Origin of the sequence: Saccharomonospora xinjiangensis XJ-54 (genome assembly GCF_000258175.1) — a bacterium.
Lineage (GTDB): Bacteria > Actinomycetota > Actinomycetes > Mycobacteriales > Pseudonocardiaceae > Saccharomonospora > Saccharomonospora xinjiangensis.
The window spans coordinates 1,895,241-1,921,101 of record NZ_JH636049.1; the positions used below are offsets into that span (position 1 = coordinate 1,895,241).

Annotated in this window: 28 protein-coding genes and 1 tRNA gene; 20 read left to right on the forward strand and 9 right to left on the reverse strand. The window is 68.4% G+C overall.

From position 1 onward, the window contains the following. Positions 1-332: 332 nt before the first annotated feature. Positions 333-983 (reverse strand): DedA family protein, encoded by a 651-nt coding sequence (locus SACXIDRAFT_RS08100; protein WP_006238059.1) that lies wholly within the window; start codon positions 981-983, stop codon positions 333-335. Positions 984-1,151: 168 nt separating this feature from the next. Between SACXIDRAFT_RS08100 and SACXIDRAFT_RS08105 the strand changes: the two genes are divergently transcribed. The 5 genes from SACXIDRAFT_RS08105 (at position 1,152) to SACXIDRAFT_RS08125 (ending at position 5,752) form a co-directional block, all read left to right on the forward strand. Next, positions 1,152-2,309 carry a sensor histidine kinase gene (locus SACXIDRAFT_RS08105; RefSeq protein WP_040922088.1) on the forward strand — a complete coding sequence of 386 codons (1,158 nt, stop codon included), beginning with the start codon at positions 1,152-1,154 and terminating at the stop codon, positions 2,307-2,309. Next, positions 2,300-2,944, forward strand: coding sequence for a response regulator transcription factor (locus SACXIDRAFT_RS08110; protein WP_006238061.1), 645 nt, complete (start codon positions 2,300-2,302; stop codon positions 2,942-2,944). The genes SACXIDRAFT_RS08105 and SACXIDRAFT_RS08110 overlap by 10 nt, the downstream gene beginning before the upstream one ends. Positions 2,945-3,033: 89 nt before the next feature. After that, positions 3,034-3,288 carry a DUF2630 family protein gene (locus SACXIDRAFT_RS08115; RefSeq protein WP_006238062.1) on the forward strand — a complete coding sequence of 85 codons (255 nt, stop codon included), beginning with the start codon at positions 3,034-3,036 and terminating at the stop codon, positions 3,286-3,288. A 149-nt stretch (positions 3,289-3,437) separates the two neighbouring features. Further along, positions 3,438-5,204 (forward strand): aa3-type cytochrome oxidase subunit I, encoded by a 1,767-nt coding sequence (gene ctaD / locus SACXIDRAFT_RS08120; protein ID WP_006238063.1) that lies wholly within the window; start codon positions 3,438-3,440, stop codon positions 5,202-5,204. 71 nt (positions 5,205-5,275) lie between these two features. Next, positions 5,276-5,752, forward strand: a complete 477-nt coding sequence (locus SACXIDRAFT_RS08125; protein WP_040922534.1) for a DUF309 domain-containing protein — start codon at positions 5,276-5,278, stop codon at positions 5,750-5,752. On the opposite strand, the gene SACXIDRAFT_RS08130 is transcribed toward SACXIDRAFT_RS08125, so the two are convergent. Beyond that, a complete protein-coding gene (locus SACXIDRAFT_RS08130; RefSeq protein ID WP_006238065.1) occupies positions 5,742-6,254 on the reverse strand; it encodes an SgcJ/EcaC family oxidoreductase in 513 nt (170 codons plus the stop codon). The two genes, SACXIDRAFT_RS08125 and SACXIDRAFT_RS08130, sit on opposite strands and share 11 nt — an antisense overlap. Next, complete coding sequence (locus tag SACXIDRAFT_RS08135; protein WP_006238066.1) at positions 6,251-6,748, reverse strand: MarR family winged helix-turn-helix transcriptional regulator; 498 nt, start codon at positions 6,746-6,748, stop codon at positions 6,251-6,253. Before SACXIDRAFT_RS08135 ends, SACXIDRAFT_RS08130 begins: the two co-directional genes overlap by 4 nt. A 127-nt stretch (positions 6,749-6,875) precedes the next feature. On the opposite strand from SACXIDRAFT_RS08135, the gene SACXIDRAFT_RS08140 reads away from it, so the two are divergent. After that, on the forward strand, positions 6,876-7,697 hold the full coding sequence (locus tag SACXIDRAFT_RS08140; protein WP_006238067.1) for a hypothetical protein: 822 nt from the start codon (positions 6,876-6,878) through the stop codon (positions 7,695-7,697). A gap of 282 nt (positions 7,698-7,979) precedes the next feature. Here the strand turns inward: SACXIDRAFT_RS08140 and SACXIDRAFT_RS08150 are convergent, their stop codons facing one another. Beyond that, positions 7,980-8,279, reverse strand: a complete 300-nt coding sequence (locus SACXIDRAFT_RS08150; protein WP_198284307.1) for a hypothetical protein — start codon at positions 8,277-8,279, stop codon at positions 7,980-7,982. Between the two features lie 38 nt (positions 8,280-8,317). Beyond that, a complete protein-coding gene (locus SACXIDRAFT_RS08155; RefSeq protein ID WP_006238069.1) occupies positions 8,318-9,130 on the reverse strand; it encodes an aminoglycoside 3'-phosphotransferase in 813 nt (270 codons plus the stop codon). A gap of 97 nt (positions 9,131-9,227) precedes the next feature. On the opposite strand from SACXIDRAFT_RS08155, the gene SACXIDRAFT_RS08160 reads away from it, so the two are divergent. Then, the gene (locus SACXIDRAFT_RS08160) at positions 9,228-10,718 is read left to right on the forward strand and encodes an amidase (protein ID WP_006238070.1); all 1,491 of its coding nucleotides are present in this window, start codon (positions 9,228-9,230) and stop codon (positions 10,716-10,718) included. Positions 10,719-10,755: 37 nt separating this feature from the next. Here the strand turns inward: SACXIDRAFT_RS08160 and SACXIDRAFT_RS08165 are convergent, their stop codons facing one another. Continuing rightward, positions 10,756-11,148 carry a VOC family protein gene (locus SACXIDRAFT_RS08165; protein ID WP_006238071.1) on the reverse strand — a complete coding sequence of 131 codons (393 nt, stop codon included), beginning with the start codon at positions 11,146-11,148 and terminating at the stop codon, positions 10,756-10,758. A 161-nt stretch (positions 11,149-11,309) separates the two neighbouring features. Here SACXIDRAFT_RS08165 and SACXIDRAFT_RS08170 point away from each other — a divergent pair, with 161 nt between their 5' ends. The 3 genes from SACXIDRAFT_RS08170 to SACXIDRAFT_RS08180 all read left to right on the forward strand — a co-directional run bounded on the left by SACXIDRAFT_RS08170 (position 11,310) and on the right by SACXIDRAFT_RS08180 (position 13,692). Then, complete coding sequence (locus SACXIDRAFT_RS08170; RefSeq protein WP_006238072.1) at positions 11,310-11,852, forward strand: DinB family protein; 543 nt, start codon at positions 11,310-11,312, stop codon at positions 11,850-11,852. Between the two features lie 239 nt (positions 11,853-12,091). Then, positions 12,092-12,730: a hypothetical protein gene (locus tag SACXIDRAFT_RS08175; protein ID WP_134712447.1), complete on the forward strand. Its 639-nt coding sequence runs from the start codon at positions 12,092-12,094 to the stop codon at positions 12,728-12,730. 215 nt (positions 12,731-12,945) lie between these two features. Further along, complete coding sequence (locus SACXIDRAFT_RS08180) at positions 12,946-13,692, forward strand: hypothetical protein (RefSeq protein WP_006238074.1); 747 nt, start codon at positions 12,946-12,948, stop codon at positions 13,690-13,692. A gap of 77 nt (positions 13,693-13,769) precedes the next feature. On the opposite strand, the gene SACXIDRAFT_RS08185 is transcribed toward SACXIDRAFT_RS08180, so the two are convergent. Then, positions 13,770-13,851: transfer RNA gene (locus SACXIDRAFT_RS08185), tRNA-Tyr, on the reverse strand. 116 nt (positions 13,852-13,967) lie between these two features. Between SACXIDRAFT_RS08185 and SACXIDRAFT_RS08190 the strand changes: the two genes are divergently transcribed. The 3 genes from SACXIDRAFT_RS08190 (at position 13,968) to rfbA (ending at position 16,512) form a co-directional block, all read left to right on the forward strand. After that, positions 13,968-14,459 (forward strand): YajQ family cyclic di-GMP-binding protein, encoded by a 492-nt coding sequence (locus SACXIDRAFT_RS08190; RefSeq protein WP_006238075.1) that lies wholly within the window; start codon positions 13,968-13,970, stop codon positions 14,457-14,459. A 289-nt stretch (positions 14,460-14,748) separates the two neighbouring features. Next, the gene (locus SACXIDRAFT_RS08195; RefSeq protein WP_006238076.1) at positions 14,749-15,429 is read left to right on the forward strand and encodes a DUF4232 domain-containing protein; all 681 of its coding nucleotides are present in this window, start codon (positions 14,749-14,751) and stop codon (positions 15,427-15,429) included. A gap of 201 nt (positions 15,430-15,630) precedes the next feature. Beyond that, the gene (rfbA, locus tag SACXIDRAFT_RS08200) at positions 15,631-16,512 is read left to right on the forward strand and encodes a glucose-1-phosphate thymidylyltransferase RfbA (protein ID WP_006238077.1); all 882 of its coding nucleotides are present in this window, start codon (positions 15,631-15,633) and stop codon (positions 16,510-16,512) included. Between the two features lie 18 nt (positions 16,513-16,530). On the opposite strand, the gene htpX is transcribed toward rfbA, so the two are convergent. After that, on the reverse strand, positions 16,531-17,394 hold the full coding sequence (htpX, locus tag SACXIDRAFT_RS08205; RefSeq protein ID WP_006238078.1) for a zinc metalloprotease HtpX: 864 nt from the start codon (positions 17,392-17,394) through the stop codon (positions 16,531-16,533). Positions 17,395-17,650: 256 nt separating this feature from the next. On the opposite strand from htpX, the gene SACXIDRAFT_RS08210 reads away from it, so the two are divergent. Genes SACXIDRAFT_RS08210 through SACXIDRAFT_RS08225 form a run of 4 tightly spaced genes read left to right on the forward strand, consistent with a single transcriptional unit; the run spans position 17,651 to position 21,157 of the window. Beyond that, the gene (locus SACXIDRAFT_RS08210; protein WP_006238079.1) at positions 17,651-18,658 is read left to right on the forward strand and encodes a metal ABC transporter solute-binding protein, Zn/Mn family; all 1,008 of its coding nucleotides are present in this window, start codon (positions 17,651-17,653) and stop codon (positions 18,656-18,658) included. Beyond that, on the forward strand, positions 18,655-19,410 hold the full coding sequence (locus SACXIDRAFT_RS08215) for a metal ABC transporter ATP-binding protein (RefSeq protein ID WP_006238080.1): 756 nt from the start codon (positions 18,655-18,657) through the stop codon (positions 19,408-19,410). The genes SACXIDRAFT_RS08210 and SACXIDRAFT_RS08215 overlap by 4 nt, the downstream gene beginning before the upstream one ends. Further along, positions 19,407-20,306, forward strand: coding sequence for a metal ABC transporter permease (locus SACXIDRAFT_RS08220; protein ID WP_006238081.1), 900 nt, complete (start codon positions 19,407-19,409; stop codon positions 20,304-20,306). The genes SACXIDRAFT_RS08215 and SACXIDRAFT_RS08220 overlap by 4 nt, the downstream gene beginning before the upstream one ends. Continuing rightward, a complete protein-coding gene (locus SACXIDRAFT_RS08225) occupies positions 20,303-21,157 on the forward strand; it encodes a metal ABC transporter permease (RefSeq protein ID WP_006238082.1) in 855 nt (284 codons plus the stop codon). Before SACXIDRAFT_RS08220 ends, SACXIDRAFT_RS08225 begins: the two co-directional genes overlap by 4 nt. A 172-nt stretch (positions 21,158-21,329) precedes the next feature. Here the strand turns inward: SACXIDRAFT_RS08225 and ddaH are convergent, their stop codons facing one another. Beyond that, positions 21,330-22,154, reverse strand: coding sequence for a dimethylargininase (gene ddaH / locus SACXIDRAFT_RS08230; protein ID WP_408640375.1), 825 nt, complete (start codon positions 22,152-22,154; stop codon positions 21,330-21,332). Between the two features lie 74 nt (positions 22,155-22,228). Here ddaH and SACXIDRAFT_RS08235 point away from each other — a divergent pair, with 74 nt between their 5' ends. The 3 genes from SACXIDRAFT_RS08235 (at position 22,229) to SACXIDRAFT_RS08245 (ending at position 25,850) form a co-directional block, all read left to right on the forward strand. Further along, positions 22,229-22,675: an Lrp/AsnC family transcriptional regulator gene (locus tag SACXIDRAFT_RS08235; protein WP_040922090.1), complete on the forward strand. Its 447-nt coding sequence runs from the start codon at positions 22,229-22,231 to the stop codon at positions 22,673-22,675. A 146-nt stretch (positions 22,676-22,821) separates the two neighbouring features. Next, positions 22,822-24,789, forward strand: a complete 1,968-nt coding sequence (locus SACXIDRAFT_RS08240) for a 2-oxoacid:acceptor oxidoreductase subunit alpha (protein ID WP_006238085.1) — start codon at positions 22,822-22,824, stop codon at positions 24,787-24,789. Next, on the forward strand, positions 24,786-25,850 hold the full coding sequence (locus tag SACXIDRAFT_RS08245) for a 2-oxoacid:ferredoxin oxidoreductase subunit beta (RefSeq protein ID WP_006238086.1): 1,065 nt from the start codon (positions 24,786-24,788) through the stop codon (positions 25,848-25,850). The genes SACXIDRAFT_RS08240 and SACXIDRAFT_RS08245 overlap by 4 nt, the downstream gene beginning before the upstream one ends. The last annotated feature ends 11 nt before the right edge of the window (positions 25,851-25,861 follow it).

A 25,861-nucleotide genomic window follows, 5' to 3' on the forward strand; every position in this document is an offset into this window, starting at 1 on the left:
ACCTCCTTGAGTGACGCGCATGCACTTGGCGGGGCCGCCCCGCGAACGAGGCGATACTTTACCCCCGGTAGGCGTATCGGGGTGGCCGTTCGCTGCCATCAGATCAGCGCTGCGTTAACAAAATCCAACACAGGCGATCATCCGACCGCGATGCGGGTGAACACCTCCGTCTCGAATCAGTCGCGAATGGTAGTCGCCCGAGCATAGTGATTTATGCCACATTTCTTCTCGTGGCGCGAGCCCCAGCTTCCTCCCGACCCCACCCCGCACATGCGAAAGGGCACCCGCGCGGGTGCGCGAGTGCCCCGGGTCGGGACGGCGGGCCCGATGGCTCAGACGTCGGCCTTGCGGCGCTCCCGAATGCGCTTGGTGACGAACACCGCGAGCGCGATCACGATGGCTCCGATGACGACGTACTGGAAGATGCCGGCGTACTCGTCAACGACGTGCCAGTTGGCTCCGAGGAAGTAGCCGGCGACGACGAAGATCGAGTTCCACAGCAGGCTACCGAGCGTGGTGAGGGAGAGGAACAGCCAGAACGGCATCCTCTCGATACCGGCAGGCACGGAGATGAAGCTCCGCACCAGCGGCACCATCCGTCCGAAGAAGACGGCCTTGGTGCCGTGCTTGGCGAACCACCGTTCCGCGTGATCGAAGTCGGACCCCTTCACCAGCGGCAGCATCGTGATGAGTTTGCGGGTGCGCTCCCTGCCGAAGAAGTAGCCGACGAGGTAGACGATGACCGCGCCGATGACCGAACCGGCTGTGGTCCACAACAGCGCCTCGAGAAGGCTGAACCGGCCCTGTGCCGCGGTGAAGCCCGCGAGAGGCAGGATCAGCTCACTCGGGATCGGAGGGAAGAGGTTGTCGAGTCCCACAGCCACGGCCGCGCCCGGCCCGCCGAGCGCGTCCATCAGATCAACCGTCCACCCGGCGAGCCCACCGAGCTCGGTGGTGTCGGCCTGAGCTACGAGACTGTTCATGAAGGGCCTTTCGCGAAATCACCAAGTCCGTTTGTGGCCAGGACACTACAAAGCGCTACGGGTTGGGCGGGATGGTGCATACCGCCGAGTCTCAGGCCGTGCCTCCGCAGGCCGGAACTGTGGAAAACCTCAGTCACACGGTGATCCGGCCCGGCTAGCGTCTGCGGGGTGTCCTCCACCACCGAGCGTATCGCGGGCCGTGCCGCACGAGCAGGCACCGGGCTGGTGCTGGGATCGTTCACCGCGGTACTGGAGCTGGCTTTTGTCGTCCTGACCGCTCCCGCGCTGGTCGCGGAGCCGACGCGGGTTCGGGTCCTCGCTCTCGCCAGGCGGCTTGCCGAGTTGGAGCGCGCCAGGGTCGCCCGGTTCCTCGGCAGCGAGAACTCGGGCGACTACGAGAACGATCGCGCGTGGCGGTATCTCGCCGTGCGGTGTGCCGTGGGCTGGCTCGGCGCCGGTGTCTTCGCGCTGGTGGTGTTCGGTGGCGTCAGCGGCGCGATCATGCTGGGGCAACTGCTGTCGGGCGAGGCCGTCGGCGGCGGGGAGCACGCGAGCTGGTACGACCCGATCACCGTGGTGCTCGGCGGGGCGCTGCTCGTGTTCCTCGCGGTTCAGGGGCTGATCGGGGTTGCCACACTGGATCGCGCGGTCGCCAGGCGGTTCTTCGGGCCGAGTGACAAGGAACGTCTCCGCAGGCGGGTTCGGGAGCTGGCCACGACGAGGGCGGATGTGGTCGAGGCGGTGAACGCCGAACGCAGGCGCATCGAACGCGATCTGCACGACGGTGTGCAACAGGGGCTGGTGGCGTTGGGGATGGTGCTGGGCAGAGCGCGAAGGGCACTCGACCTTTCGCGGGACCCCGCGCTGGTGGAGGAGCTGGTGCGGCAGGCGCACGAGCAGTCGCAGCACGCGTTGGAGGAGCTGCGCGAGGTGGCGTGGCGGGTGTATCCGATCGCGCTGGAGACGGGAGGGCTCGGGGTGGCTCTGGAGTCGCTGGCCGAGCGATCCACGGTGCCGACGTCGTTGGTCTATGACCTGGCGGAACGCGCGGACGCGGCGACGGAGACGGTGGCCTACTTCGTGGTGTCCGAGGCCGTGACGAACGCGGTGAAGCACTCCGGCTGCGACCGCATCGAGATCGAGGTGTGGAGAGCGGGGAAGATGATCACTGTGCGGATCAGCGACGACGGGGTCGGAGGGGCGATCCCGACAGGAGCGGGTTTGTCGGGGCTCGCGCGCAGGGTCGCGGCGGCCGACGGCACCTTCGGCGTGGACAGTCCTGCGGGCGGTCCCACCGTGGTGAGGGCTGAACTCCCGTGCGCGTGATCCTGGCCGAGGACTCGATCCTGCTGCGTGAGGGGCTGGTGCGCCTGCTCGCCGAGGAGGGCCACGACGTGGTGGCGTCCGTCGGCGACGGCGACGCGCTCGTGTCCGCCGTGGGTGCGCATCGCCCCGATGTGGTCGTGACCGATGTGCGCATGCCCCCGACCCACACCGACGAGGGGCTGAGAGCAGCGCTGGAGATCAGGCGGGCGTGGCCGGAGACCGGTGTGCTCGTGCTCTCGCAGTACGTGGAGCGGCGTTACGCGGTGGACCTCCTCAGCGACGATCGGGGCCGGGTGGGTTACCTGCTCAAGGACAGGGTTGCGCAGGTCGGCGAGTTCCTCGACGCCCTCGACAGGGTGGCGGCGGGTGGTGCGGCGTTCGACCCCGAGGTGGTGCGTCGCCTGCTCGCCCGCACGAACCACCTCGATCCGCTTTCGCGGCTGACAGAGCGGGAGCGCGAGGTGCTGGAGAAGATGGCGCAGGGACACACCAACGCGCGCATCGCCGCCACGCTGCATCTCTCCCGCAGCGCGGTGGAGAAGCACATCAGCACGATCTTCGACAAGCTCGGTCTCGCTCACGTCACCGGATTCAGCCGCAGGGTGCTCGCGGTGTTGCGGTACCTCCAGTCCTAGCCCCGTCCGGTCGCGGGCGTGGTCGTGGCGTGGCCCGGTTTCGTTCCCGGCGTACCAGGGCACGCCGTGGTGCGGAAAGGAGTTGCCCCATGGCGAACACGGAGCACACAGACGACCCGCTGGCCAGGATCGACCGGCTCATCGCCGAGGAACGCGAGTTGCGGGGAAGGGCGACCGGTGAGGGGCTCGGTGAGGAGGATCGGCGCAGGCTCGCGGACCTCGAACAGCGGCTCGACCAGTGCTGGGACCTGCTGCGACAGCGCAGGGCGAACGCGGAGTTCGGCGTCGATCCGGATCAGGCGAAGGCCCGCCCGGTGAGCGAGGTGGAGTCGTACCAGCAGTGACGCGCGAACCGAATGCCTTGAGTGGCGCCGTTCGCGCACCGCGTCGAGTCGCGGGCGTTCGTGGCCCGGTTTAGCGTGAATTCTGACCGCCCCGAAGCCTGATCGAGCCCGAGCCGGACGGGGCGCGCCGTCGCGAGCGGAGGTGCTTCGTGGACACACAGATCGGCGTCCGCCCGACGCGGATCCAGCAGCCTGCCCCGCTGCCCGGTAAGCGGTGGCAGGCCATGCTCAGCCTGCTGCGCACGACCGATCACAAGGTGATCGGCAAGCTGTACATGGTCACCTCGATGGTGTTCTTCATGGTCGGTGGCGTCATGGCGCTGCTGATCCGTGCCGAACTGGCGCAGCCGGGGCTGCACTTTTTGTCCACAGAGCAGTACAACCAGATGTTCACGCTGCACGGCACGTTGATGCTGCTGCTGTACGCGACGCCTGTGCTGTTCGCCTTCGCCAACCTGGTTTTGCCGCTCCAGATCGGCTCGCCCGACGTGGCGTTCCCCCGCCTCAACGCGTTCTCGTACTGGTTGTTCCTGCTCGGCGGTCTGATCGTGATGGGGTCGCTGCTCACGCCAGGCGGCGGGGCCGACTTCGGGTGGACCGCCTACACCCCGCTGTCGCGCCCGACGTTCTCCCCCGGCATCGGCGGCAATCTGTGGGTGATGGGCCTTGTGGTGTCCGGTCTCGGCACCATCCTCGGCGCGGTCAACATGATCACGACCGTGGTGTGTCTCCGCGCGCCGGGGATGACAATGTGGCGGATGCCGCTGTTCACCTGGAACATTCTGTTCACCAGCATCCTGATCCTGATCGCGTTCCCCCCGCTCACGGCGGCGTTGCTGGGGTTGGGGGCTGACAGGCTGATCGGCGCGCACGTGTTCGATCCCGCCAACGGCGGAGCCATCCTGTGGCAGCACCTGTTCTGGTTCTTCGGCCATCCCGAGGTCTACATCATCGCGCTGCCGTTCTTCGGGATCATCACGGAGATCATTCCCGTGTTCAGCCGGAAACCTCTCTTCGGGTACCGGCTGATGGTGTTCGCGACCATCGGGATCATGGGCCTTTCCGCGGTGGTGTGGGCCCACCACATGTTCGCCACGGGGGCGGTGCTGCTGCCATTCTTCTCGATGACGACGTTCTTGATCGCTGTGCCGACGGGGATCAAGTTCTTCAACTGGATCGGCACGATGTGGAAGGGGCAGTTGACGTTCGAGACACCGATGTTGTTCTCGGTCGGTTTTCTCGTCACGTTCCTGCTCGGCGGGCTGAGTGGAGTCATCCTTGCCGCCCCGCCTCTCGACTTCCACGTGCACGACACGTATTTCGTGGTGGCGCATTTCCACTACGTGCTCTTCGGCACCATCGTGTTCGCCACGTTCGCGGGAATCTATTTCTGGTTCCCGAAGTTCACGGGGCGGATGATGAACGAGCCGCTCGGCAAGCTGCATTTCTGGCTCACGTTCGTCGGCTTCCACACGGCGTTCCTCGTGCAGCACTGGCTCGGTAACGAGGGCATGCCCCGCCGCTACGCCGACTACCTGCCCACCGACGGGTTCACCACTCTGCACGCCGTGTCGTCGATCGGCTCGTTCATTCTCGGCCTTTCGATGTTGCCGTTCCTGTGGAACGTCGTGCGCAGTTACCGGTTCGGCGACCCGGTGACGGTGGACGATCCCTGGGGCTACGGCAACTCGCTCGAATGGGCAACGACCTGCCCGCCCCCTCGGCACAATTTCACGGAGTTGCCGCGGATCCGATCGGAGCGGCCCGCATTCGAGCTGCACTATCCGCACATGACCGAGCGAATGCGTGCGGAGGGGAACATCTCGTTCACCGGCAAGGCGAGATCGCTCGACGAGTCCGCCCTGACACCGCCCGAGGTGAAGGCGTCGGACGCCACGAAGGGCGAGACAGGCTAGTCCTGGCCCCCGTGCGCGAGCCGGTGCGCGGCGGAACCCGACTGCGCGCCCGGGCGTGCCACACTCTGGGCGTGGCCGAACGCGACCGAGACGACGAGGGGCGGGCCCGCAACGCCAGGCCGAGGGACGGCCTGGGCAGGCCGTTGCCGCGTGGCGCGACCGGGGTTCCCCGCCAACCCGAGGGTGTGTCACGGACTCCCGAGGAGACGGTGCTGGAAGCGCAACGGCTGCTCGACGAGGGCAAACCTTTCCACGCGCACGAAGTGTTCGAGGACGCCTGGAAGTCGGGGCCGGAGGCCGAACGGGAACTGTGGCGGGGGCTCGCCCAGCTGGCCGTGGGCCTCACTCACGCGGCCAGGGGGAACCGGACGGGAGCTGTGGCGCTGCTGCGCCGTGGGGCGGACGCCATCGAGCCGTTCGCCGAGGCAACGCCCCATGGCATCGACATCACCGCCCTGCGCGACTGGGCGTCCGCACTCGCCGAGAGCGTACCGCGCCACGAAAGCCCGCCGGACGCGGCGACGCTCGCGCCCCGGCTCAGGCCCTAACCCCCGCGGCCCTGCCAAGCCCGAGTGCACGGGCCAGCCGCACGAGTCCCCTGGCCATGCGCGCGGGGACGGAGTCGGGCGAGGGAATCGTCAGCGGCCGCACCCGGCCGTTGTGGATGGCGGCGATCCGCCAGCCGACCGGCGTGCGGACGCACACGATGGTGTTGCGGGTGAGCCGCCGCTTGGGCAGCGTGGACCGCCAGGCGACGAGGACCGACCCTGTGCCGTGGACGAGAGCGACGTCGTCGGAGAGAAATCGGACGGACTCGACCTTCCCGACCAGCGCCGTTCCCGCCAGGACGCCGCGGAAGAGCCGGTCGTGGGACTCCACCATCGGCGCGCGGCCCGTCACGCGGGTGCCGTCGAAGGAGACGTAGTCGCTGTCCTCGGTGAACAGTTCCCCGTAGGCATTGGCGTCGCCCGACGTCCATGCCTCACACATGCGGTCGAACAGAGACCGCACTTCGGCCTCGGCGGCTTGTCCGGCTTCACCGTGGGTCATGTCTGCCTCCTCTTGAGTCGGGTCATCGCGTGGGCGCGAAGGAGAGCGGCCTGCCGGAAGGAGAAATCGGTCCCCCTGCCGAGGAACTCGGCGATCGCGGCCAACTGGTGGGCGTCGAAACCCGACAGCAGTGTGGACGCGTCGGCGAGTTCAGCGAAGACCTCACCGATGCGCTGCCGCCCTTCGGGGGTGCAGTGGAGCAACTGCTTACGGCCGTCGTGCGGGTCGGGCTCGCGACTGAGAAATCCCGCCCGCTCCAGCCTCGCCACCACGCCGGTGATCGCCCCGCTGGTGAGTCCAGTGATCCCTGCCAGTTCACTGCCGGTCATCGGCCCCCGCTCCACGACGAGGTCGAGGCACTTGTGGTCGGTGGGCCCCAGGCCAAGCCGTTCGGCCACGGCGTGGTGCAGCAGCACCGTCGCGGTGCTGTGACGACGAGCCAGCGTGCCCATGATCTGGGCGATCAACTCGTCGCGGGTTCCGGTCGGCGACATCCACTTATCCTTTCGCTTAGTTTCTAAGCTACCTACCGAGGTTTCCGGGGTCAAGCGATCTCGTGTACGCGAGCGGGAACGGGTATTCGACAGGGGTACGTGCCTCGATGGTGAGAGGTGGTTCGAGGTGACGGACCCGTACGAGGGCAACGGCATCGACGGCATCGATGACATCGACGACATCGGCGACATCGATGCCGTCGGAGGCCCCGAGGATTCTCCACCTGCCGATACTCCCGCCGGCCCCGGCGACGAGTTCGCCGAGCCGGAACCCGACGTTCTGCTGGATGTTCCTGACCTGTCGGTGGAGGAGATCGGCCTCGACGTCGAGGATCTGCGGGCGCACGTCTCGCTCCGGGCCGACGTGCTCGACCTGCTCAAGCTTCACGTGGGTGCCGATGTGGAGCTGGGCAAGGTGTCGCTCACGATCACAGGGGTCAAGGCGCAGGCCCAGCTCAAGGTCCGGCTCAACCGGGTGGCACAGATCATCGACCGGGTGCTCACCACCATCGATCGCAATCCCGAGGTGCTCAACCGCGTGGTGCGTGCTGTGGAGCCCGTGCTGCGTGAGACCGGTGCCGCGGGCGGGGAACTCGGCGCCGGTAACAGGAGAGCCGTGGAGGATGTCGGCGCCGGTGGCAGAAGAGCCGTCGGAGACGTCGGTGGCGATGTCGGCGATGTCGGCGATGTGGTCGAGGACGTTGGTGGTGGAGTGCCGCGGGTCACCGACAGCGCCGGTGGCGTCGGTGGCGCCGTGGACCGCCTCGTGGAGGAACCGGAAGACACGGAATCCGACACGGAATCCATGGAGACGGACATGGAGGCCGCCACCGAGGCCGGCATGGAGCCGGGTGCGCCCCGGCGGCCGAAGCGCTCCCGACCGCAGGGAGAACACCGTGAGCCGCGTCGGCGAGTCCCCCCAAAACGCCGGAGGCCCCGGACGTCGTAACAGGAGCCGGGGCCACCGACATCTCGTCCACCGACATCTTGTTCAGCGCCCACGTCGCGGGAAAGACACTGTGGTGGCACGAGGACCCGGAAACCGAGGTGTCGTTCCACGGGTCCGACGGCTTCCGGTCCCGGTCTAGCAGCGAGCGTGTCGGCCTGCCGGACCGAGTCCAGTCACGACACACCTACCGTGACATCACGGTGGACTACTGGCTCGATTGCGCGCTGCCCGACCACGAAACCGGCCGGACCGAATGAGTCGTCAGGCGATGCGACGGACCCGTCACAGCCCCACCACGAGCAGCACCGCACCGACGGCGAGACGCATGGCGCTCTCGATGCTCTGGAACAACCAGAACCGGTCGGCGGGATGGAACGCCGCCCGCTGTCCCGCCACACGCTGCCGGATCAGGCAGGTCGTCGGCGTGTCACCATCCCGGCATGCCGAGGGCTTGAACGCCACCACGGCGCCCCGCTCGTCGTAGTACACGGACTCCAGTCGCCACGCGTCGTCGGGGACGGGACTCCTCCCCTGCTCCACCGTCACCGTGGCATGGGCCGGTCCGGCGTAGTGAGATCGCACGGAAACACCGACGCCCACCAGGAGAAGCGCGACCCCGCTCAGGCGAGGTCCCAGAGCAGCCGGTAGTAGGCGATGCGCTCGGGGTCGGGCTCGACGCCGTACGCGGCGTAGACGAGGTGGTCGTAGCCGGGCCCGTGGTTCCACTCCGTGCTCCACGCCGCGACGGCGAGATCCGCCCAGCGGTCGGCGACGCCGAGCGAGCCGAGATCGACGTGCGCGGCGAACGTGCCGTCGTCGTGCAGCAGCGTGTTAGGCGCGCAGGCATCGCCGTGGCACACCACGAGCCGGTCAACCGGCGGGGCGTCGTCGAGCAGGCCGCGCGCCTCGGCGACCGTGAGATGGCGGTGCTCGGGGAACCAGTCACCGGGTCCCTCACCGTCGGCGATGCGCTCGTCGGCGCGCGCGAGCCGGTCGGCGACACTCCACGTGTACGGGCACTCGGCGACGGGAAGCGCGTCGTGCAACACACGAAGCCCGTGCCCGATGGCCGTGGCCGCCGTGGCGGGATCGGCGAGCCAGCGGGTGTCCACTGCGGACCGTCCCGGTACTGGGGCGGTCACCAGCCACGAGCCTTCGGCGTTCGAGCCCTGGCCCAGCACACGCGGTACGCGAACCCAGCGACTCGCCCACGCGAGACGGTCCGCCTCGGCGGCCAGGTCGATCTCGGGCGTGCCGTGGGCGACCCACTTGACGTAACGGCTTCCTCCGATCCGCGCGTCGAGCCGGAACGTGAGTCCTCCCAGTTCGTTCTCCCACACCGGGGTGATGTCGTCGCCCTTCGCCAGCTCGGCGACGACGGAGGGAACGGGAACGGGTCCGGTGGGGATCTCGGCGACCTCGCGAGTGTTCATTTCGCCACCCTATGGTCGGTGTGACGCGGGCCGGCGTCACGCGAAAGCGGCTTGTGCGTTGACCTGTTCGAAGCGACCTTCGAGCAGGGCGGTGCACATGGCGGCGATGCGATACGACGAGTACCGGCGATACGACGCGGTCGGGCTTGCCGGGCTGGTGGCGCGGGGTGAGGTGTCGCCCGCCGAGCTGCTGGAGGTGGCGATCCGCCGCACCGAGGACGTCAACGGGCGGCTCAACGCGATCGTTCACCCGATGTACGACGTCGCCAGAACGCGAGCGGCATCGGAGTTGTCGGGGCCGTTCGCGGGGGTTCCGTTCCTGCTCAAGGACCTGATGCAGGACTACGCGGGCGTGCCGACGGGCAGCGGTTCGCGGGCGCTGCGCCACCGTTCGCCCGCGAAACACAGTGAGGTCGTGCGGCGCTGGCTCGACGCGGGACTCGTGGTGTTCGGCAAGACCGCCACGCCCGAGTTCGGCCTCAAGGGCGTCACCGAGCCGGACGCGACGGGCCCCACCCGCAACCCGTGGAGCCTCGACCACACTCCGGGCGGTTCGTCAGGCGGTTCGGCGGCAGCGGTGGCGGCCGGGGTGGTGCCGGTGGCCGGTGCGAGTGACGGCGGAGGCTCCATCCGCATCCCGGCCGCCTGCTGCGGCATTGTCGGGCTCAAACCCGGTCGTGGCCTTGTGCCCGCAGGGCCCGGCCACGCCGAGCACCTCGCGGGTGCTGCCACGGACGGCGTGGTGTCCCGCACCGTTCGCGACACCGCCGCGATGCTCGACGTGCTGGCGCGCACACCCGACCCCGGCGCGCCGTATCCGGTCGCCGTCCCCGCCACGTCCTACGTCGAACTCGCCCGCCGCACACCGCCGAGGTTGCGGATCGGCTTCACGACCCGGTCTCCCCTCGGCACGCCCGTGCACGCGGACGCGGTCGCGGCCGTTGACCACGCGGCCACGCTGCTGGGGAAACTCGGCCACGACGTCGAGCCTGCCGAACCCGGCATCGACGGGGTGGCGCTCGCCCGCGACTTCATGACGATGTGGTCGGCGCAGACGGCCGTGACCATCGCCGCGGCCAAACGGGACACCGGCGCCCGCGATCGGGAGTTCGAAGTGGACACCCGGCTGCTCGCCGCGTCCGCGCACTCGGTGCGTGCGGTGGAACACGCCGAGGCGCGGGCGCGCTGGAACGACTACACGCGCGCGCTGGCCGACTTCCACGACCGCTACGACCTGCTGCTCACCCCGGCGCTCGCCCGGCCGCCCGTGCGCGTCGGCGAACTGGCCACGCCTCCGCTGCTGCGGCTCGGCGGCGAACTGCTGCTCCGACTTCGCCTGACCGGCCCGTTCACGAAGACCAGGCTCTGGAACGACCAGGTACTCGCCAACCTCGCACCTGTCCCCTTCACCCAACTGGCCAACATCACCGGCAGGCCCGCGATGTCCGTGCCCCTCTACCGGACGGCGAGCGGCCTGCCTCTCGGGGTGCAGTTCGTCGGCGGGCTCGGTGGCGAGGCGACACTGCTGGCGCTCGCCACACAACTGGAGGAGGAATTCCCGTGGGCGGACGCGGAACCGGATCTATGAGCCGAACCACGCACTCGGCGGGTGGGACGTCAACGCCTCACGCGGGGCCGAGCAGATCCCATTTGTTGCCCTCGATGTCGAGGAAGACCGCCACCCGCCCGTAGCTTTCGGTGCGCGGCGCCGTCACGAATTCCACGCCTGCCGCCACCATCCGGTCATACGCGGAGTCGAAGTCGTCAACCTGGAGGAAGAACGCCACCCTGCCCGCGCACTGGTCGCCGACCACGGCCCTCTGGTGCTCACCGTCGGCCTGAGCGAGCAGGATCCCGGTCTCCCCGCCGGGCGGCCGGACGACGACCCACCGCTTGGGGCGGCCGTCGTTCGTCAGCGACGGCGTGTCCTCGACGAGGTCGAACCCCAGCGCGTCCACGAAGAACCGGATGGCGCGGTCGTAGTCGGCCACCACCAGCGCGGCCAGGTGAAGTCGCATGCCGATGACCCTAGAGCCGCGCCGGCATCTCCGGCGCGCGGCCGTGGCTGGACGGTGTCGCTGAATTTCTTTCGCTGCGGCGCAGCACCTAGGTCGGAAACTGACCGCTTTGCTTCCTAACGTGGTGCAGGAACACGCGATCAGACCTCGGAGGCCAAACCATGACCAGTACCGCGACGACGCCGCACAGCCCCACCGCCGCAGGCGTCACCGGCGAACGCGCCGACCTCCTGGCGATGCTGGCTCAGCAGCGTTACTTCCTGCGGCACACGACCCGCGACCTGACCGACGAGCAGGCCAGGCAACGCACGACCGCGAGCGAGTTGTGCCTCGGCGGCCTGATCAAGCACGTCGCGGCGGTCGAAGTCAGCTGGAGGAACTTCATCGAGCGTGGCCCCGAGGCGATGGAGCCCACCCCTACTGCGGAGACGGACTGGGCAACCCAGTTCGACCTGCTGCCAGGGGAGACGCTGGAGGGCGTGCTGGCCGACTATGCCGAGGTCGCCGCACGGACCGACGAGCTGGTCGCCGGCCTTCCCGGCCTCGACGCCGACCAGCCGCTCCCGCAGGCACCGTGGTTCGAGCCCGGTGCGCGGTGGTCGGCTCGCCGGGTGCTGCTGCACATCATCACCGAAACCGCCCAGCACACCGGTCACGCCGACATCATTCGCGAATCCCTCGACGGCGCGAAGAGCATGGGCTGAGTAGAGCGTGGGGTGACGCGATCGGCAGGGCAGCGCGGCAGGTGGTTGGTCCTCGCGGATGTCGTCTGCCGGAAAACCCGCGGTGGCGATGGGCTGACGCTATCCTCCGCTTGACGCGCCCACCTGGCGCCGTCTGTCGGACTGGGGAGGACAGTGTGCTCGGCAGGATGAGGCGGAAAAGCAGCGAACCACCCTTGGCGCAGGCGCACGGCTCAGCGGCCGGGCCCCCACGATGGCCTGTGGAGGCATGGGAGCGCGGCGACCTGCTCGCCGACGGTCCCGAGTATGTTGCTTCCTGCCTGGCCCCGGCGTTCCACGAGGAGCCCGAGACACGCACGATCCGCGACGGGCACGCTTTGAACCGGATCGTCGCGGTCGCCAAAACCGACGGCTCCAGATCGCCTGCCATGGCGAACGTGGTGAACGAACTGCTCGCGGAGCCGCGTTACGCCGCCCTGGACTCCCTGTACAGCTGGCTGGCAGGCGTCTACACGGGAACAGATCGGCAACTAGAGGTGATCGAGCAGGGTTTGCGCACCTGCCTCCGCAAGTACTGCCTGCTGGATCTGGCGGGAACCGCCATGTTGCAGCGCGAACGAGGCGCGGAAGCGCTCTACTACTGGGCGCATTCCGTGGTCAACGCCGAGTCGATCGGCGAAGGCAGGGACGCGACCGCGTACGACTTCCTCATCGTGGTCGCGCATGAGGCAAGGCAGCGCGACGCGGCGAAGCGCTTCCGCGCCAGGGCGGACCAGGCGGACAGCCCGCAGACCATTCTCGACGAGGAATACACCGACCTGGTCAAGAAGGCGTTCAGGAAGCCGACGAAGGCCATGAAGACCGTGCTCCAGGAGCTGGCCCACCGGATTCCCTCGTAAGCGCACCGGGACGTTAACCGGCCTCTCGAATTCCCCGTGAGGCCGGTTAAGATCAGCAAACCGCTCAAGCCCTGGAATGATCGACTTCGCTGCTGTGGAATCGGGCCTGACGAGGCCGAAGTGCCCTCTCCGCCACTGTCCTCGGGTCGGGGCACCGAGACCTCCACCGGGGCTGCCCAGGAAACCGGGCACGTCGTCGATCAGAAGGACATCCGATGAGCACTTTCGACGCTGCGGGCTGGACCGTCGCCACCTGCGGCGACGGCAAGGAGACCTACACCAAGAAGATCGGGTTGGCGAGAGTCGTCGCCGAATGGGACCCGATCGCCTCGCTCGGATCGATCACCGTGGAAGACATCCTCGGAACCCGCCACGTCACCGGCATCGACACCTTCCGTGACGCGCCCACGTTCTGGATCGCCGCGAACCTGGCCGCCGACACCGCCGCTGCGCCACTACCCGTGGCCGGGCACGTGATCGGTGCCATCAAGGCCGATCCGGGCGACTCTCTGGAAGCGGACCTCGACCTCACCATCGACGACGGACGTGAGATCAGCCTGACCCTCATCGACCGCCAGGCATACGACCTGATCAGTGAACTCAGCAAGATCGACAACTACGTGTGGCAAGAGGAACTCGAAGAAGAAGAGGACGATCCGTACGAAGGCCCCGACCACGGTAACTACACGGAGGTTCTCCCACAGGTGACCGCAGCGGAAACCTTGGCGCTCGTGGACGTCCTCACCAACCAGTTCGGCATCGACCGTCGCGCCATCGCGGTCTCGGGCGGTGGCGCGTGGATCGCCGTCAGCGGCGATGACGTTGTAACCGGAATCCTGCGGCGTGAGCAGGAGTTCGACACAGCCATCGGCGCGAAGTGGCGCTTCGCCACCCGCGACGCAGGCGAGCCATGCCTCACCATCCAGTACTACCCCAAGGGCCAATACCAGCGTTCTCGCTGACCAGAAGCAGATTCGCCACCAACGACAAACGCCCCGCCGCCTGGTCTTCCCAGGTCAGCGGGGCGTTTCGGCTGCTGTGGCGGGTGAGGGATTCGAACCCCCGTAGGCTGAGCCGTCTGATTTACAGTCAGATCCCTTTGGCCACTCGGGTAACCCGCCATGGCCGGTCAACCCGGCCGCGCTCAAGGATACCGAATGCGCGGCTCGCCCGATCGGTGGGGTTGGCAGTGGCTAGGGTGGAGCCATCCAACAGCCGAAACGACGAGGTGTGTGACGTGGCCGATCCCTCTTTCGACGTCGTCAGCAAGGTCGATCGTCAGGAAGTGGACAACGCGCTCAACCAGGCGAGCAAGGAGCTGTCCACGCGGTTCGACTTCCGCGGCACCGGCGCCAAGGTCGAGTGGGCCGGTGAGCATGCCGTGACGATCGAGGCGGAGACCGAGGAGCGCGCCAAGGCGGCGGTCGAGGTCTTCAAGGAGAAGCTCATCAAACGAGGCATCTCCCTCAAGGCATTCGAGGCCGACGAGCCCGCGGTGTCGGGCAAGATCTACAAGGTCAACGGCAAGATCCTGGAAGGCATCGAGTCGGACAAGGCGAAGAAGATCGCCAAGTTCATTCGGGACGAGGGCCCGAAGGGCGTGCAGGCGCAGGTCCAGGGCGATCAACTGCGGGTGTCCGGCAAGAAGAAGGACCACCTTCAGGAAGTCATCGCGCTGCTGAAGAACGAAGACTTCGGCATCGCGCTGCAATTCACCAACTACCGGTGACGCACCTTGCGTGACCTGCGGTGATGCGTCATTCGGTGCCGCCGGGTACAGAGCCGGTTCACCCGGCGGCACGAAGCGCGGGCGCGGCGGCGGCCCGACACACGCCGCCGCGTCGCAGGCGCGCACCGGGCTTCCGCGCAGGCTTCGTGACCGTCCGTCGTCCCTGGCCGCTGCTGCTTCACCCTGACGGCAGGCACAGCGGTCCTTTCGGCTGGTCCTGCTCCCGCGAGGCAACCTCGCTCCCCCCGCCCCACGTCCTGACTCCAGGAACCCGGAGAAGGGGGTGGCCATGAAGCGCACCATGACGGCACACCTGCTGCTGGCCACGGTCGGCGCGACCTTCGCGCTGGCTGGATGCGGCTCCGGCGGCAGCCCCGGCAGCGCGGCCGGCTCGTCGCCTGAGGAGTCGGTCACGGCCTCGGCAACCACATCAGGCTCCGAGGCGACCGCGCCGACGAGCAGTACGGCGGGACACGCGCCGTCCGACACCTCAACGGATGGCTCCACGGATGCGAGACAACCGCCGCAGGACCCCGACTTCTGCACATCCGGGGAGCTGTCGTTGAGTCTCGGTGAAGGTGGTGGCGCGGCAGGAACGGTGTATCGGCCGCTGCGATTCACCAACGTCAGCGACTTCCCGTGCGTGCTCCGCGGCTTTCCCGGCGTCTCCTACGTCGCAGGCGACGACGGCCACCAGGTCGGCAAACCCGCCGAACACATCGGCTCCAAAGGTCCGGCGCTGACGTTGTACCCGGGCGATGTCGCGCACGCCGACGTGGGGTTCGTGCAGGTCCGCAACTACGACACGCAGGCATGTTCTCCCACGGAGGTGCGCGGGCTGCGCGTCTACCCTCCGCAGGAGACGGCCTCGAAGTTCGTGGAGATCCCCGGCACCGGCTGCGCCAGGGCCGACCTGCACGGCAACCAGCTCACGGTGTCCACCATCGAAGAAGGACCGGGCGAGCGCTGAACCGGTTCGCATCCGAAAGACGCCGCACATCTCGGCGTCCAATCAGGGAGCTGCGGCCAGACGGCCCCTGCCCGGTCTCGCGAAGTGACAGGACGCGAGCTGTTTCGGCGGCCCCGAGCGTTGTGACGGCCCCCGCAGCAGCCGGACGGCCGCGATACGCTGCCCACCGGCAGGTCGGTCGTCGGAGAACGCGGAGGGCGCATGAAGGGCATCGTGCTGGCCGGTGGCAGCGGCACCCGGCTGCACCCGATCACTCAAGCGACCTCGAAACAACTTCTGCCCGTCTACGACAAACCGATGATCTACTACCCGCTCTCGGTGCTGATGCTGGCCGGGATCAGGGAGATCCTGCTCATCTCCACGCCGAGCGATCTGCCCAACTTCCAGCGGCTGCTCGGCGACGGCAGCCAGTGGGGCCTCGACCTGCGGTACGCGGAGCAACCGAGCCCCAACGGGCTCGCCGAGGCGTTCATCATCGGTGCCGACTTCGTCGGTGACGACGACGTCGCGCTGATCCTCGGCGACAACATCTTCTACGGGCGAGGGTTCTCCGGGCTGCTCAGGCAGGAGACGGCGAACCTCGACGGTTGCGCGTTGTTCGGCTACGCCGTCAAAGACCCCCAGCGCTACGGCGTCGGCGAGGTGGACGCCGAGGGCAACCTGCTGTCGATCGAGGAGAAACCCGCGAAGCCGAAATCGAACCTCGCCATCACCGGTCTCTACCTCTACGACTGCAACGTGGTGGACATCGCGAAGGGCCTCACGCCCTCGGCGCGGGGCGAACTGGAGATCACCGACGTCAACCTCGCCTACCTCCGCGAGGGCAGGGCGCGAATGCACACGCTGAGCCGCGGTTTCGCCTGGCTCGACACAGGAACACACGACTCGCTGCTGGAGGCCGCCCAGTTCGTCCAGGTGCTGGAGCACCGCACGGGCGTGCGGATCGCCTGCCTCGAAGAGGTGGCACTGCGCATGGGGTTCATCACGCCCGACGAGTGCTACCGGCTCGGCACCAAGCTGGCGAAGAGCGGGTACGGGGACTACGTGATGAGCGTGGCGCGCGACGCAGGCGCGGGCGCCTGACCAGCGGGGCGAGGCTTTTCAGAACGGCCGTCGCGCCATCTCTTCGAGCCTGCGCACCCGTTCCTCCATGGGCGGGTGGGTGGAAAACAGCCGGGAAAGCCGCTCGCCTGGCCGGAACGGGTTGGCGATCATCAGATGGGACTGCGACACGACCTTGGGTTCGGGCGCGAGGGGAAGCGCCCGCGTTCCCTGTTGCAGTTTGCGCAGGGCGGAGGCCAGAGCCAGCGGGTCCCCGGTGAGTTCGGCGCCGGATGCGTCGGCCTCGTACTCGCGTGAGCGGCTGACACTCATCCTGACGATCCCCGCCGCGACGGGGCCGAGAAGAACGATCAGCAGCGTGGCGAGCGGGTTCACCCCGCCCTCGCGGTGGCCTCCGAACATGCCAGCGAACATCGCCATGTTGGCGAGGAAGCTGACCACGCTCGCGAGCGCACCCGCGACGCTGGAGATCAGAATGTCCCTGTTGTAGACGTGGGAGAGTTCGTGGCCCAGCACGGCTCGCAGTTCTCGCTCGTCGAGAATCCGCAGGATGCCCGCGGTGCAGCACACGGCGGCGTTACGCGGGTTTCGTCCCGTGGCGAACGCGTTGGGTGCCTGTGTGGGGCTCACGTAGAGGCGCGGCATGGGTTGGCGCGCCGAGGTCGCGAGTTCCCTCACGATGCGATACATGGCGGGCTGTTCGGCCTCGGACACCGGGCGGGCCCGCATGGCACGCAGGGCGAGTTTGTCGGAGTTGAAGTAGGCGTAGCCGTTGACGGCGAGCGCGACGAGCAGGCCGATGACGAGCGCTCCCCTGCCGAACAACCCGCTGATCGCGACGATCATGGCGCTGAGCAGGCCGAGCAGTAGCGCCGTCTTCAACCCGTTGCGATGGCTGTGCACGTGCTCCGCCTCCCGTTCTCGAACTCCAGTCCGGCGGGTGTCTCCCCGGCCGTCCCCCAGTGTCGAACGACTCCGCCGTGGACGGTGTTCCGCCGGTGTCCCCGGCGTCACTCCTGCGGTGACGGCCTGTCGTGACCGCGGCGCGCGGGGTGCCCGTTCTCGTCCTGCCGCGTGCTGCGGCGGCGATCTCATTGCCGGGACAGCGGAATTCGCTGGGCCTTACCCTGAAGTTCGGCATGGCGAAAAGAGGTGAGTCGTGGGGCTGGACGAGGCATTGTCGCCTGCGAGAAGGCGCAGGAGGGCGCGGCGCCGGGATGTGCGCGCGCTGGTGACGCTGGTTCTCGCTGCCACGCTCACCGTGTCGCTCGCCGTCTCCTACGCCCTCGGGCCCGGCTCGTCGGCGTCGGAGGGGCCGAACTCGCCGCTGCGTGTGGTCACCACCACGACGTTCCTCGACGACACGGTACGCCGCATCGGCGGCGACGACGTGGTGACCGTTCGGCTCATGGGCCCCGGCGTTGACCCCCACCTGTACCAGGCGAAGGCGAGCGACCTCCGCGAGATGCGCCGCGCCGACGCCGTCGTGGCCGTTGGCCTCTACCTGGAGGGATCGCTGATGCGCACGCTCGACGCGGTGGCGCGGACCAAACCCGTGCTGTTCGCGGGTGAGGCCGTGCCCGAGCATCTGCTGCTGTCCCCGCCGCCCGGCGCCGCGCCGGGGGAGGAGCACGACCCGCACGTGTGGTTCGAGCCGCGCCTGTGGGCGTACGTCGTGGACGCGGTCACCACGCAGCTCGCCGATCTCGACCCCGCGCATGCCGCCGACTACCACCGCAGGGGCGCCGCGTACCGGGCCGAAGTGCTCGCACTCGACGAACAGGTGCGCGCCATGTTGGACGGCATCCCCGACCGGTCGCGGGTGCTCGTCACCTCCCACGACGCCTTCCGATATCTGGGCAGGGCATTCGATCTCGACGTGGTGGCGGTGCAGGGCATCTCGACCCAGCAGGAGGCGAGTACCGCCGACATCGGCCGCGTCGCCGACGTGGTCGCCGACCGTGACGTGGGAGCCGTGTTCGTGGAGACCAGCATGTCCGACCGCACGGTGAGCGCCGTACTCGCCGCCGTGCGCCACCGCGGTGGCGACGCCTCGATCGGCGCCCCGCTGTATTCGGATTCCACCGGAGAGGACGGCACCCCCGAGGGCACCTACGTCGGCATGGTGCTGGCCAACGCCGAACGCATAGCGGAGGGACTGCGATGACCTCGGATTCCCGCAGGCCGGGTGGCGCGCCCGCGTTGAGCATGGCGAACGTCACCGCGTCCTACGGCGGTCGGCCCGTGCTGTCCGACGTGAGTGTTGACGTCCCCGCTGGAATGCTCAGCGCGGTCGTGGGCCCCAACGGCGCGGGCAAATCCACGCTGGTGAAGGCGGCGCTGAACCTGGTGCCTTCGGTGCGGGGGCGAGTGTTGTTGCTCGGGCAACCGCTGGCCAGGGTGCGCCGCCGCGTCGCGTACGTGCCGCAGCAGGACTCGGTGGCGAGCGACTTCCCGATCACCGCCGTTCAGGTGGTGGAGATGGGTCGCTACCCGCACAGGGGCTGGCTGCGGCGGCTCACGCACACCGACGACGAACTCGTGGCCGAGGCGATGGAGCAGGTCGGCGTCGTCGATCTCGCCGACCGCCCGCTTGACGAACTCTCCGGCGGCCAGCGGCAACGGGTGTTCCTCGCCAGGGCGCTGGCCCAGCGGGCCGAGCTGGTGATCCTCGACGAGCCGTTCACGGCTGTGGACGCGCGCACCGAGTCCGCACTGCTCGACGTGCTCACGGGCCTGTGCGGGCAGGGTGTCTCGGTGATCGCCGTGCACCACGACCTGCGCACGGTGCTTCGCCGGTTCGACCACGCTGTGTTGCTCGCCCACGGTGTTGTCGCGCAGGGTCCGGTGGCCGACGTGCTCACCACCGACCACCTCGAACGCGCCTTCGGCATGGCTCCCCTGGTGCTCGACTCATGATCGAAGGCTTTCTCTCCGTGCTGCCGCTGCCCTATCCGGACGCCGTCGTGGTGGTCGGCACCGCCGTGGTCGGGTTCGTTGCCGGTGTCCTCGGCCCTCTCGCCGTGCTGCGGCGGCGGAGCATGTTCGGTGACGCCATGAGCCACGGCACGCTCGCCGGTGTCGCCGTCGCCTTTCTGCTCACCGGCGCCAAGGTTCCCGAGGTGCTCCTGCTGGGCGCCACGATCTCGGCGGCGCTGGCGGCCTTCACCATGATCGGCCTCGAACGAGTGGGAAAGCTCAGACCGGATGCCGCCATCGGTGTGGTGCTCTCGGTATCGCTGTCGCTGGGCATCGTCCTCATCACGCACGTCTCCGCGTCCGGCAACAGCAACCAGGCGGGATTGTCCGACTACCTCCTCGGCCAGACAGCGGGCATGTCGGAGCGCGACATCGGGTTGGCGCTGGTGGTGGGTGCCGTGGGGCTGGCCGTCCTCGTGGTGGGTTTCCGGCTGCTGCGCAGTGCCGCGTTCGATCCCGGGTTCACGTCCGTCGCGGGCATGCCGGCGTGGGCGGTGGACGCGGTGAGCACGGGCCTGCTCGCGCTGGCCGTCGTCCTCGGCGTCCGCACCGTCGGTGCGATCCTCATGGTGGCGCTGCTGGTGGCGCCCGTCGTGGCGGCGAGGCAGGTCACGAAGCGGCTTTCGGCTCTGGTGCCGCTGTCCGGGGCCGTGGGGGCCGCGTGTGGCGCGCTGGGTGGGGTGCTGTCGGGGCGCGCCGAGCTGCCAGCGGGCCCGGTGATCGTCCTGCTCGCCACGGGTGTGGCGTTGCTGTCGGTCGTCTTCGCGCCCCGGCGCGGGGTGCTGGCCAGGGTCCGCAGGAGCCGCACGGTTCGCAGTCAGGAGCGTGGGACATGACCGGTGACGACGTCGTGATCGTGCTGATTGCCGGCCTACTGTCCACGTCGTGTGCGCTGCTCGGCGGTTTCCTGATGCTACGGCGCCAGGCGCTGCTACCCGACGCGGTGAGCCACGCCGTGCTGCCGGGAATCGTGCTCGTGTTCCTGCTCACCGGCGAGCGCGCCTCGGCCGCCACGGTGCTCGGCGCCACGGCGTTCGGCGTGGCCTGCGTGGCGGGAGCGGAATGGTTGCGGCGCACCGGCGTCGTCGCCTCCGACGCCGCGCTCGCGCTGGCGTTTCCCGCGCTGTTCTCGCTCGGCGTGCTGGGGATCAGCGGCTTCGCCTCGGGCGCGCACATCGACCTCGACTCCGCGATCTACGGCGACATCACGTTCGCCCCGCTGCGCACCGCGGACGTACTCGGCACGCCGGTTCCGACGTCACTGCTGGTTACCGGGCTGACAGCGGTGTGCACGGTGCTGTTCGTGACGCTGCTGTGGCGCCCGCTGTCCTCGGCGACGTTCGATCCCGACTTCGCCGAGCTCTCAGGGCTGAGGGGCGCCCTGGTGGGCCGCGTGCTGCTGGTCGTGGTCGCGGGCACCGCCGTCGTCGCGTTCGACAGCGTCGGCGCGATCCTGGTGATCACGTTCTTCGTCGTGCCCGCCGCCACGGCGCGGCTGCTGACCCACCGGCTGGGACCCATGCTCGCCGTCGCCGTGGGCGTCGGCTGGATCAGCTCGTTCGCGGGCCACCGCGCCGCGCTGGCGCTGGACTCGTCCGTGGCGGGCACCATCGGTCTCACGGCAGGTGCGCTGTTCACGGTGGCGCTGGCGGCGAGCAGGATCGCCCGCCACCGCACCACCCCCTGAACCGTGTCCGCACTTCTCGCACGTGTGTCCGCACTTCTCGTACGGAGGCTGACGCAGAGGCGGTAGGCCGACGTACCCGAGGTGCAAACACGCGGTCATGCAGTGCAAACTCGCGTGCACAGCCTGCGGACACGGCTGCTGGCAGGAGACCGGCCGCAGCCGGCAGCCGCTGTTACTTGCGAATCTCCATCGTGCAGCACTTCGGGCCGCCGCCCGCCTTGCGCAGCTCGGAGATGTCCACGAACACGGGCTCGTAGCCGTGCGCGGCGACCTTCTCGGCCAGCGCAGTCGCCTCGACAGGCAGCACCACGTTGCGCCCGTCCGAGATCGCGTTGAGCCCGAAGCACGCCGCGTCGTCGGCGTCGGCGACGACCGCGTCGGGGAACAGCCTGCTCAACACCTTCCTGGAGCCGACAGAGAAGGCATCGGGGTAGTACGCGACGTGCGCAGGCCGGTCGTCGCTTGCCTCCGACAGCACGAACAACGCGGTGTCGAGGTGGTAGTAGCGGGGGTCCACCAGTGTCAGCGACACGACGGGAACACCGAGCACCTCCTGAGCCTCGGCGTGCGCCTTCGGGTCGGTGCGGAACCCGGTGCCCGCGAGCAGCAGGTGCCCGGTCCAGGTGAAGTCACCCTCGGCCTCGTTGGTCTCCTGCGGCATCGTGACGTCGCGGAAACCGTTCTCCACGAACCAGCGGCGGAAATGCTCCGCCTCGGCCGCACGCTGGCTCGTCGCGAATTTCGCACCGAGCACGCGGCCGTCAACCACGGTGCCCGAGTTCGCGGCGAACACCATGTCGGGCAGACCCGGCTGCGGCTCCACCTCGTCAACGAGGTGACCGAGCCTGCGGTAGGTGTCCCGCAGTTCCGTCCACTGGTGCAGCGCGCGCTCCGGGTCAACGGGCACGCCGGGGTCCATCCACGGGTTGATGGCGTAGTCCACCGCGAAGTACCTCGGTGGGCACATGACGTAGTGGCGAGGCATGGGTACGCGCATGTATCGAATGTATGCGGAGCGTGTTCCGGCGATCAATTGTCAATAGTTGCGCGTTGGTATGCTATTTGTTGCGTGTGAACACGTTGGATCAACGTATCGTTTCGTGCCTTGTCGCGAACGCCCGGTCGAGCTACGCGGAGATCGGCAAGGTGGTGGGACTCTCCGCGCCTGCGGTGAAGCGCCGGGTTGACCGGCTGCTGGAGACCGGCGTGCTCCGCGGCTTCACCGCCGTTGTCGATCCCGAGGCGCTGGGCTGGGGCACGGAGGCTTTCGTGGAGGTCCACTGCCAGGGCAACGTCTCCCCTGCCCGGATCCGGTCGCATCTCGAACCGTTGCCCGAGGTCGTCGCCGCCTACACCGTGTCGGGAGCGGCGGACGCCATCGTGCATCTGCGCGCCGCGGACATCCACCACCTGGAGGACGCTTTGGAGCGGCTGCGAGGGTTGGAGATCATCGACAGGACGGTGTCCACGGTGGTGCTCTCGACGTTGCTCGAAAGGCCGCCGGACCCCGGGCGCTGATCTCAGAAACTGGAACCGGAGTACCCTGTTACCGCCGGTTACAGGTAAGCCGGATCACAGGCCCCGACGGGGCCGTGGAACGACAAGTAATCTCGAAGTATGAGCGCGTCGCGCGCCGGAGTCGGGAGAGAGGGATTTGCTGGCCCATGAGCACAAGCGCAGGCGCAGACGGCGCAGACGGTGTCAGGGGTTCGGGCGCGGATGAGGAGGACGTCCAGACCAGCGTGACCACGGCAAGGCCGATCGAGGTCAGCAGGCTCGACAGAGTCGTCATCCGGTTCGCGGGCGACTCGGGCGACGGCATGCAGTTGACCGGCGACCGGTTCACCTCGGAAGCCGCGGCGTTCGGCAACGACCTCGCCACACTCCCCAACTACCCCGCCGAGATCAGGGCGCCGCAGGGCACCATTCCCGGCGTCTCCAGCTTCCAGGTCCACTTCGCCGATTACGACATCCTCACGCCGGGCGACCGTCCCGACGTGCTGGTGGCCATGAACCCCGCCGCGTTGAAGGCCAACATTGGCGACGTGCCGAAAGGCGGCATGGTGATCGTCAACACCGACGAGTTCACCAAGCGCAACCTCGGCAAGGTCGGCTACGACACCGACCCCTTGAGCGACGATTCGCTCTCGGCGTTCGAGGTGTACGAGGTGGCGATGTCCACGCTCACTCAGGGCGCGCTCGCCGACAGCGGCCTCGGCAAGAAGGACGCCGAACGCTGCAAGAACATGTTCGCGCTCGGGCTGCTCTCGTGGATGTACCACAGGCCGACCGACGGCACGGAAACCTTCCTGAGGGAGAAGTTCGCCGCCAAACCGCAGATCGCGGAGGCCAACATCCTGGCCTTCCGCGCGGGCTGGAACTACGGCGAGACCACCGAGGTGTTCCGCACCACCTTCGAGGTGGCCCCCGCTAAGCTGCCCAAGGGCACCTACCGGCAGATCACCGGTAACACCGCGCTCGCGTACGGCATCGTGGCGGCTGGCAGGCTCTCCGGTCTTCAGGTGCTGCTCGGCACCTACCCGATCACCCCGGCCTCCGACATCCTTCACGAGTTGTCGAAGCACAAGAACTTCGGCGTCATCACGTTCCAGGCCGAGGACGAGATCGCCGGTATCGGCGCGGCTCTCGGCGCCTCCTACGGCGGCGCGCTCGGTGTGACCTCGACGTCGGGTCCCGGCATCGCGCTGAAGTCCGAGACCATCGGCCTCGGCGTGATGATCGAGCTGCCGCTCGTCGTGATCGACGTGCAGCGCGGTGGGCCGTCAACGGGGCTGCCGACCAAGACCGAGCAGGCCGACCTTCTTCAGGCCATGTACGGCCGCAACAGCGAGTCGCCCGTGCCGATCGTGGCGCCCCGCTCGCCAGCCGACTGCTTCGACGCCGCGCTGGAAGCCACGCGCATCGCGCTGACCTACCGCACTCCGGTGCTGCTGCTGTCCGACGGCGCCATCGCCAACGGGTCGGAGCCGTGGCTCATCCCCGACGTGGAGACGCTGCCCGACCTCCGGGTGCGGTTCGCGTCCGAACCCAACGCGCTCGACGGTTCCGGCGAGTTCTGGCCGTACGTGCGTGACCCCGAGACCCTCGCGAGGGAATGGGCCGTTCCGGGCACACCTGGGCTGCAACACCGGGTCGGCGGGCTCGAAAAGGCCGACGGCAAGGGCAACATCTCGTACGACCCCGACAACCACGACCGGATGGTGCGCCTGCGCCAGGCCAAGATCGACGGCATCGACGTGCCCGACGTCGAGGTGGACGATCCCAGCAACGGCGAGGCGCGCGTGCTGGCACTCGGCTGGGGTTCCACCTACGGCCCCATCGGGGCCGCGTGCCGGAGGTTGCGGCGCAAGGGCATCCCGATCGCGCAGGCACATCTTCGGCATCTCAACCCGTTCCCCGCGAATCTCGGCGAGGTCCTGCGCTCGTACGACACCGTGGTGGTGCCCGAGATGAACCTCGGGCAGCTTGCGACGATGCTGCGCGCGAAGTACCTCGTGGACGTCCACTCCCACACGAAGATCGCGGGCCTTCCGTTCAAGGCCGAGGAGCTGGAGCACGTGTTCACCGACATCGCCCACCGCACAGCGAACAAGGAGGCCGTGGTCAAGTGACCCAAGTCAACCTGGGTTTGCCGGCCCTCGGCGGGCTCGACCTCGTCCCCACGAGCGATGAGAAGCAGAAGGCCAAGGACTACAAGTCGGACCAGGAGGTCCGGTGGTGCCCCGGCTGCGGCGACTACGTCGTGCTCAATACCGTCCAGTCGTTCCTGCCGACGCTGGGGCTGAAACCGGAGAACATCGTCTTCGTCTCCGGCATCGGGTGTTCGAGCCGCTTCCCGTACTACATGAACACCTACGGGATGCACTCGATCCACGGGCGCGCCCCCGCCATCGCGACCGGGCTCGCGACCACTCGCCCCGACCTCTCCGTGTGGGTGGTCACCGGTGACGGCGACGCGCTCTCCATCGGAGGCAATCACCTCATCCACGCGCTGCGCCGCAACGTGAACCTGAAGATCCTGCTGTTCAACAACCGGATCTACGGGCTGACGAAGGGCCAGTACTCGCCAACCAGCGAGCCAGGCAAGGTCACGAAGTCCACGCCGATGGGCTCGCTCGACACGCCGTTCAACCCGATCTCGCTCGCACTCGGCGCCGAGGCGTCGTTCGTGGGGCGCGCGCTCGACTCCGACCGCAAGGGCCTCACGGAGGTGCTCACCGCCGCGGCACAGCACAGGGGCTCGGCGTTCGTGGAGATCTACCAGAACTGCCCAATCTTCAACGACGGAGCGTTCGACGCGCTGAAGGACGCCGACGAGGCATCCCGGCGCATCATCCCTCTCGTGCCGGGTGAACCGATCCGCTTCGGTCCCGAAGGCGAGTTCGGGGTCGGCCGCTCGGGCTGGGGCGGGTTCGAGGTCGGCAAGGTCAGCGAGATCGGCGAGGAGAACGTCGTCGTCCACGATCCGGCCATCGCCGACAGCACCTACGCGTTCGCCCTCTCCCGGCTGAGCGACGAGAACCTTGGCTACACCCCGACGGGGATCTTCCGGCAGGTCGGCCGCCCCACCTACGACGACCTCGCGCGTGCTCAGGTGCGAGAGGCTTCGGAGAGCCGCCCAGCCGACCTGCAGGCGCTGCTCACCGGAAAGGACACCTGGACGGTTCACTGACCCGTGGACGA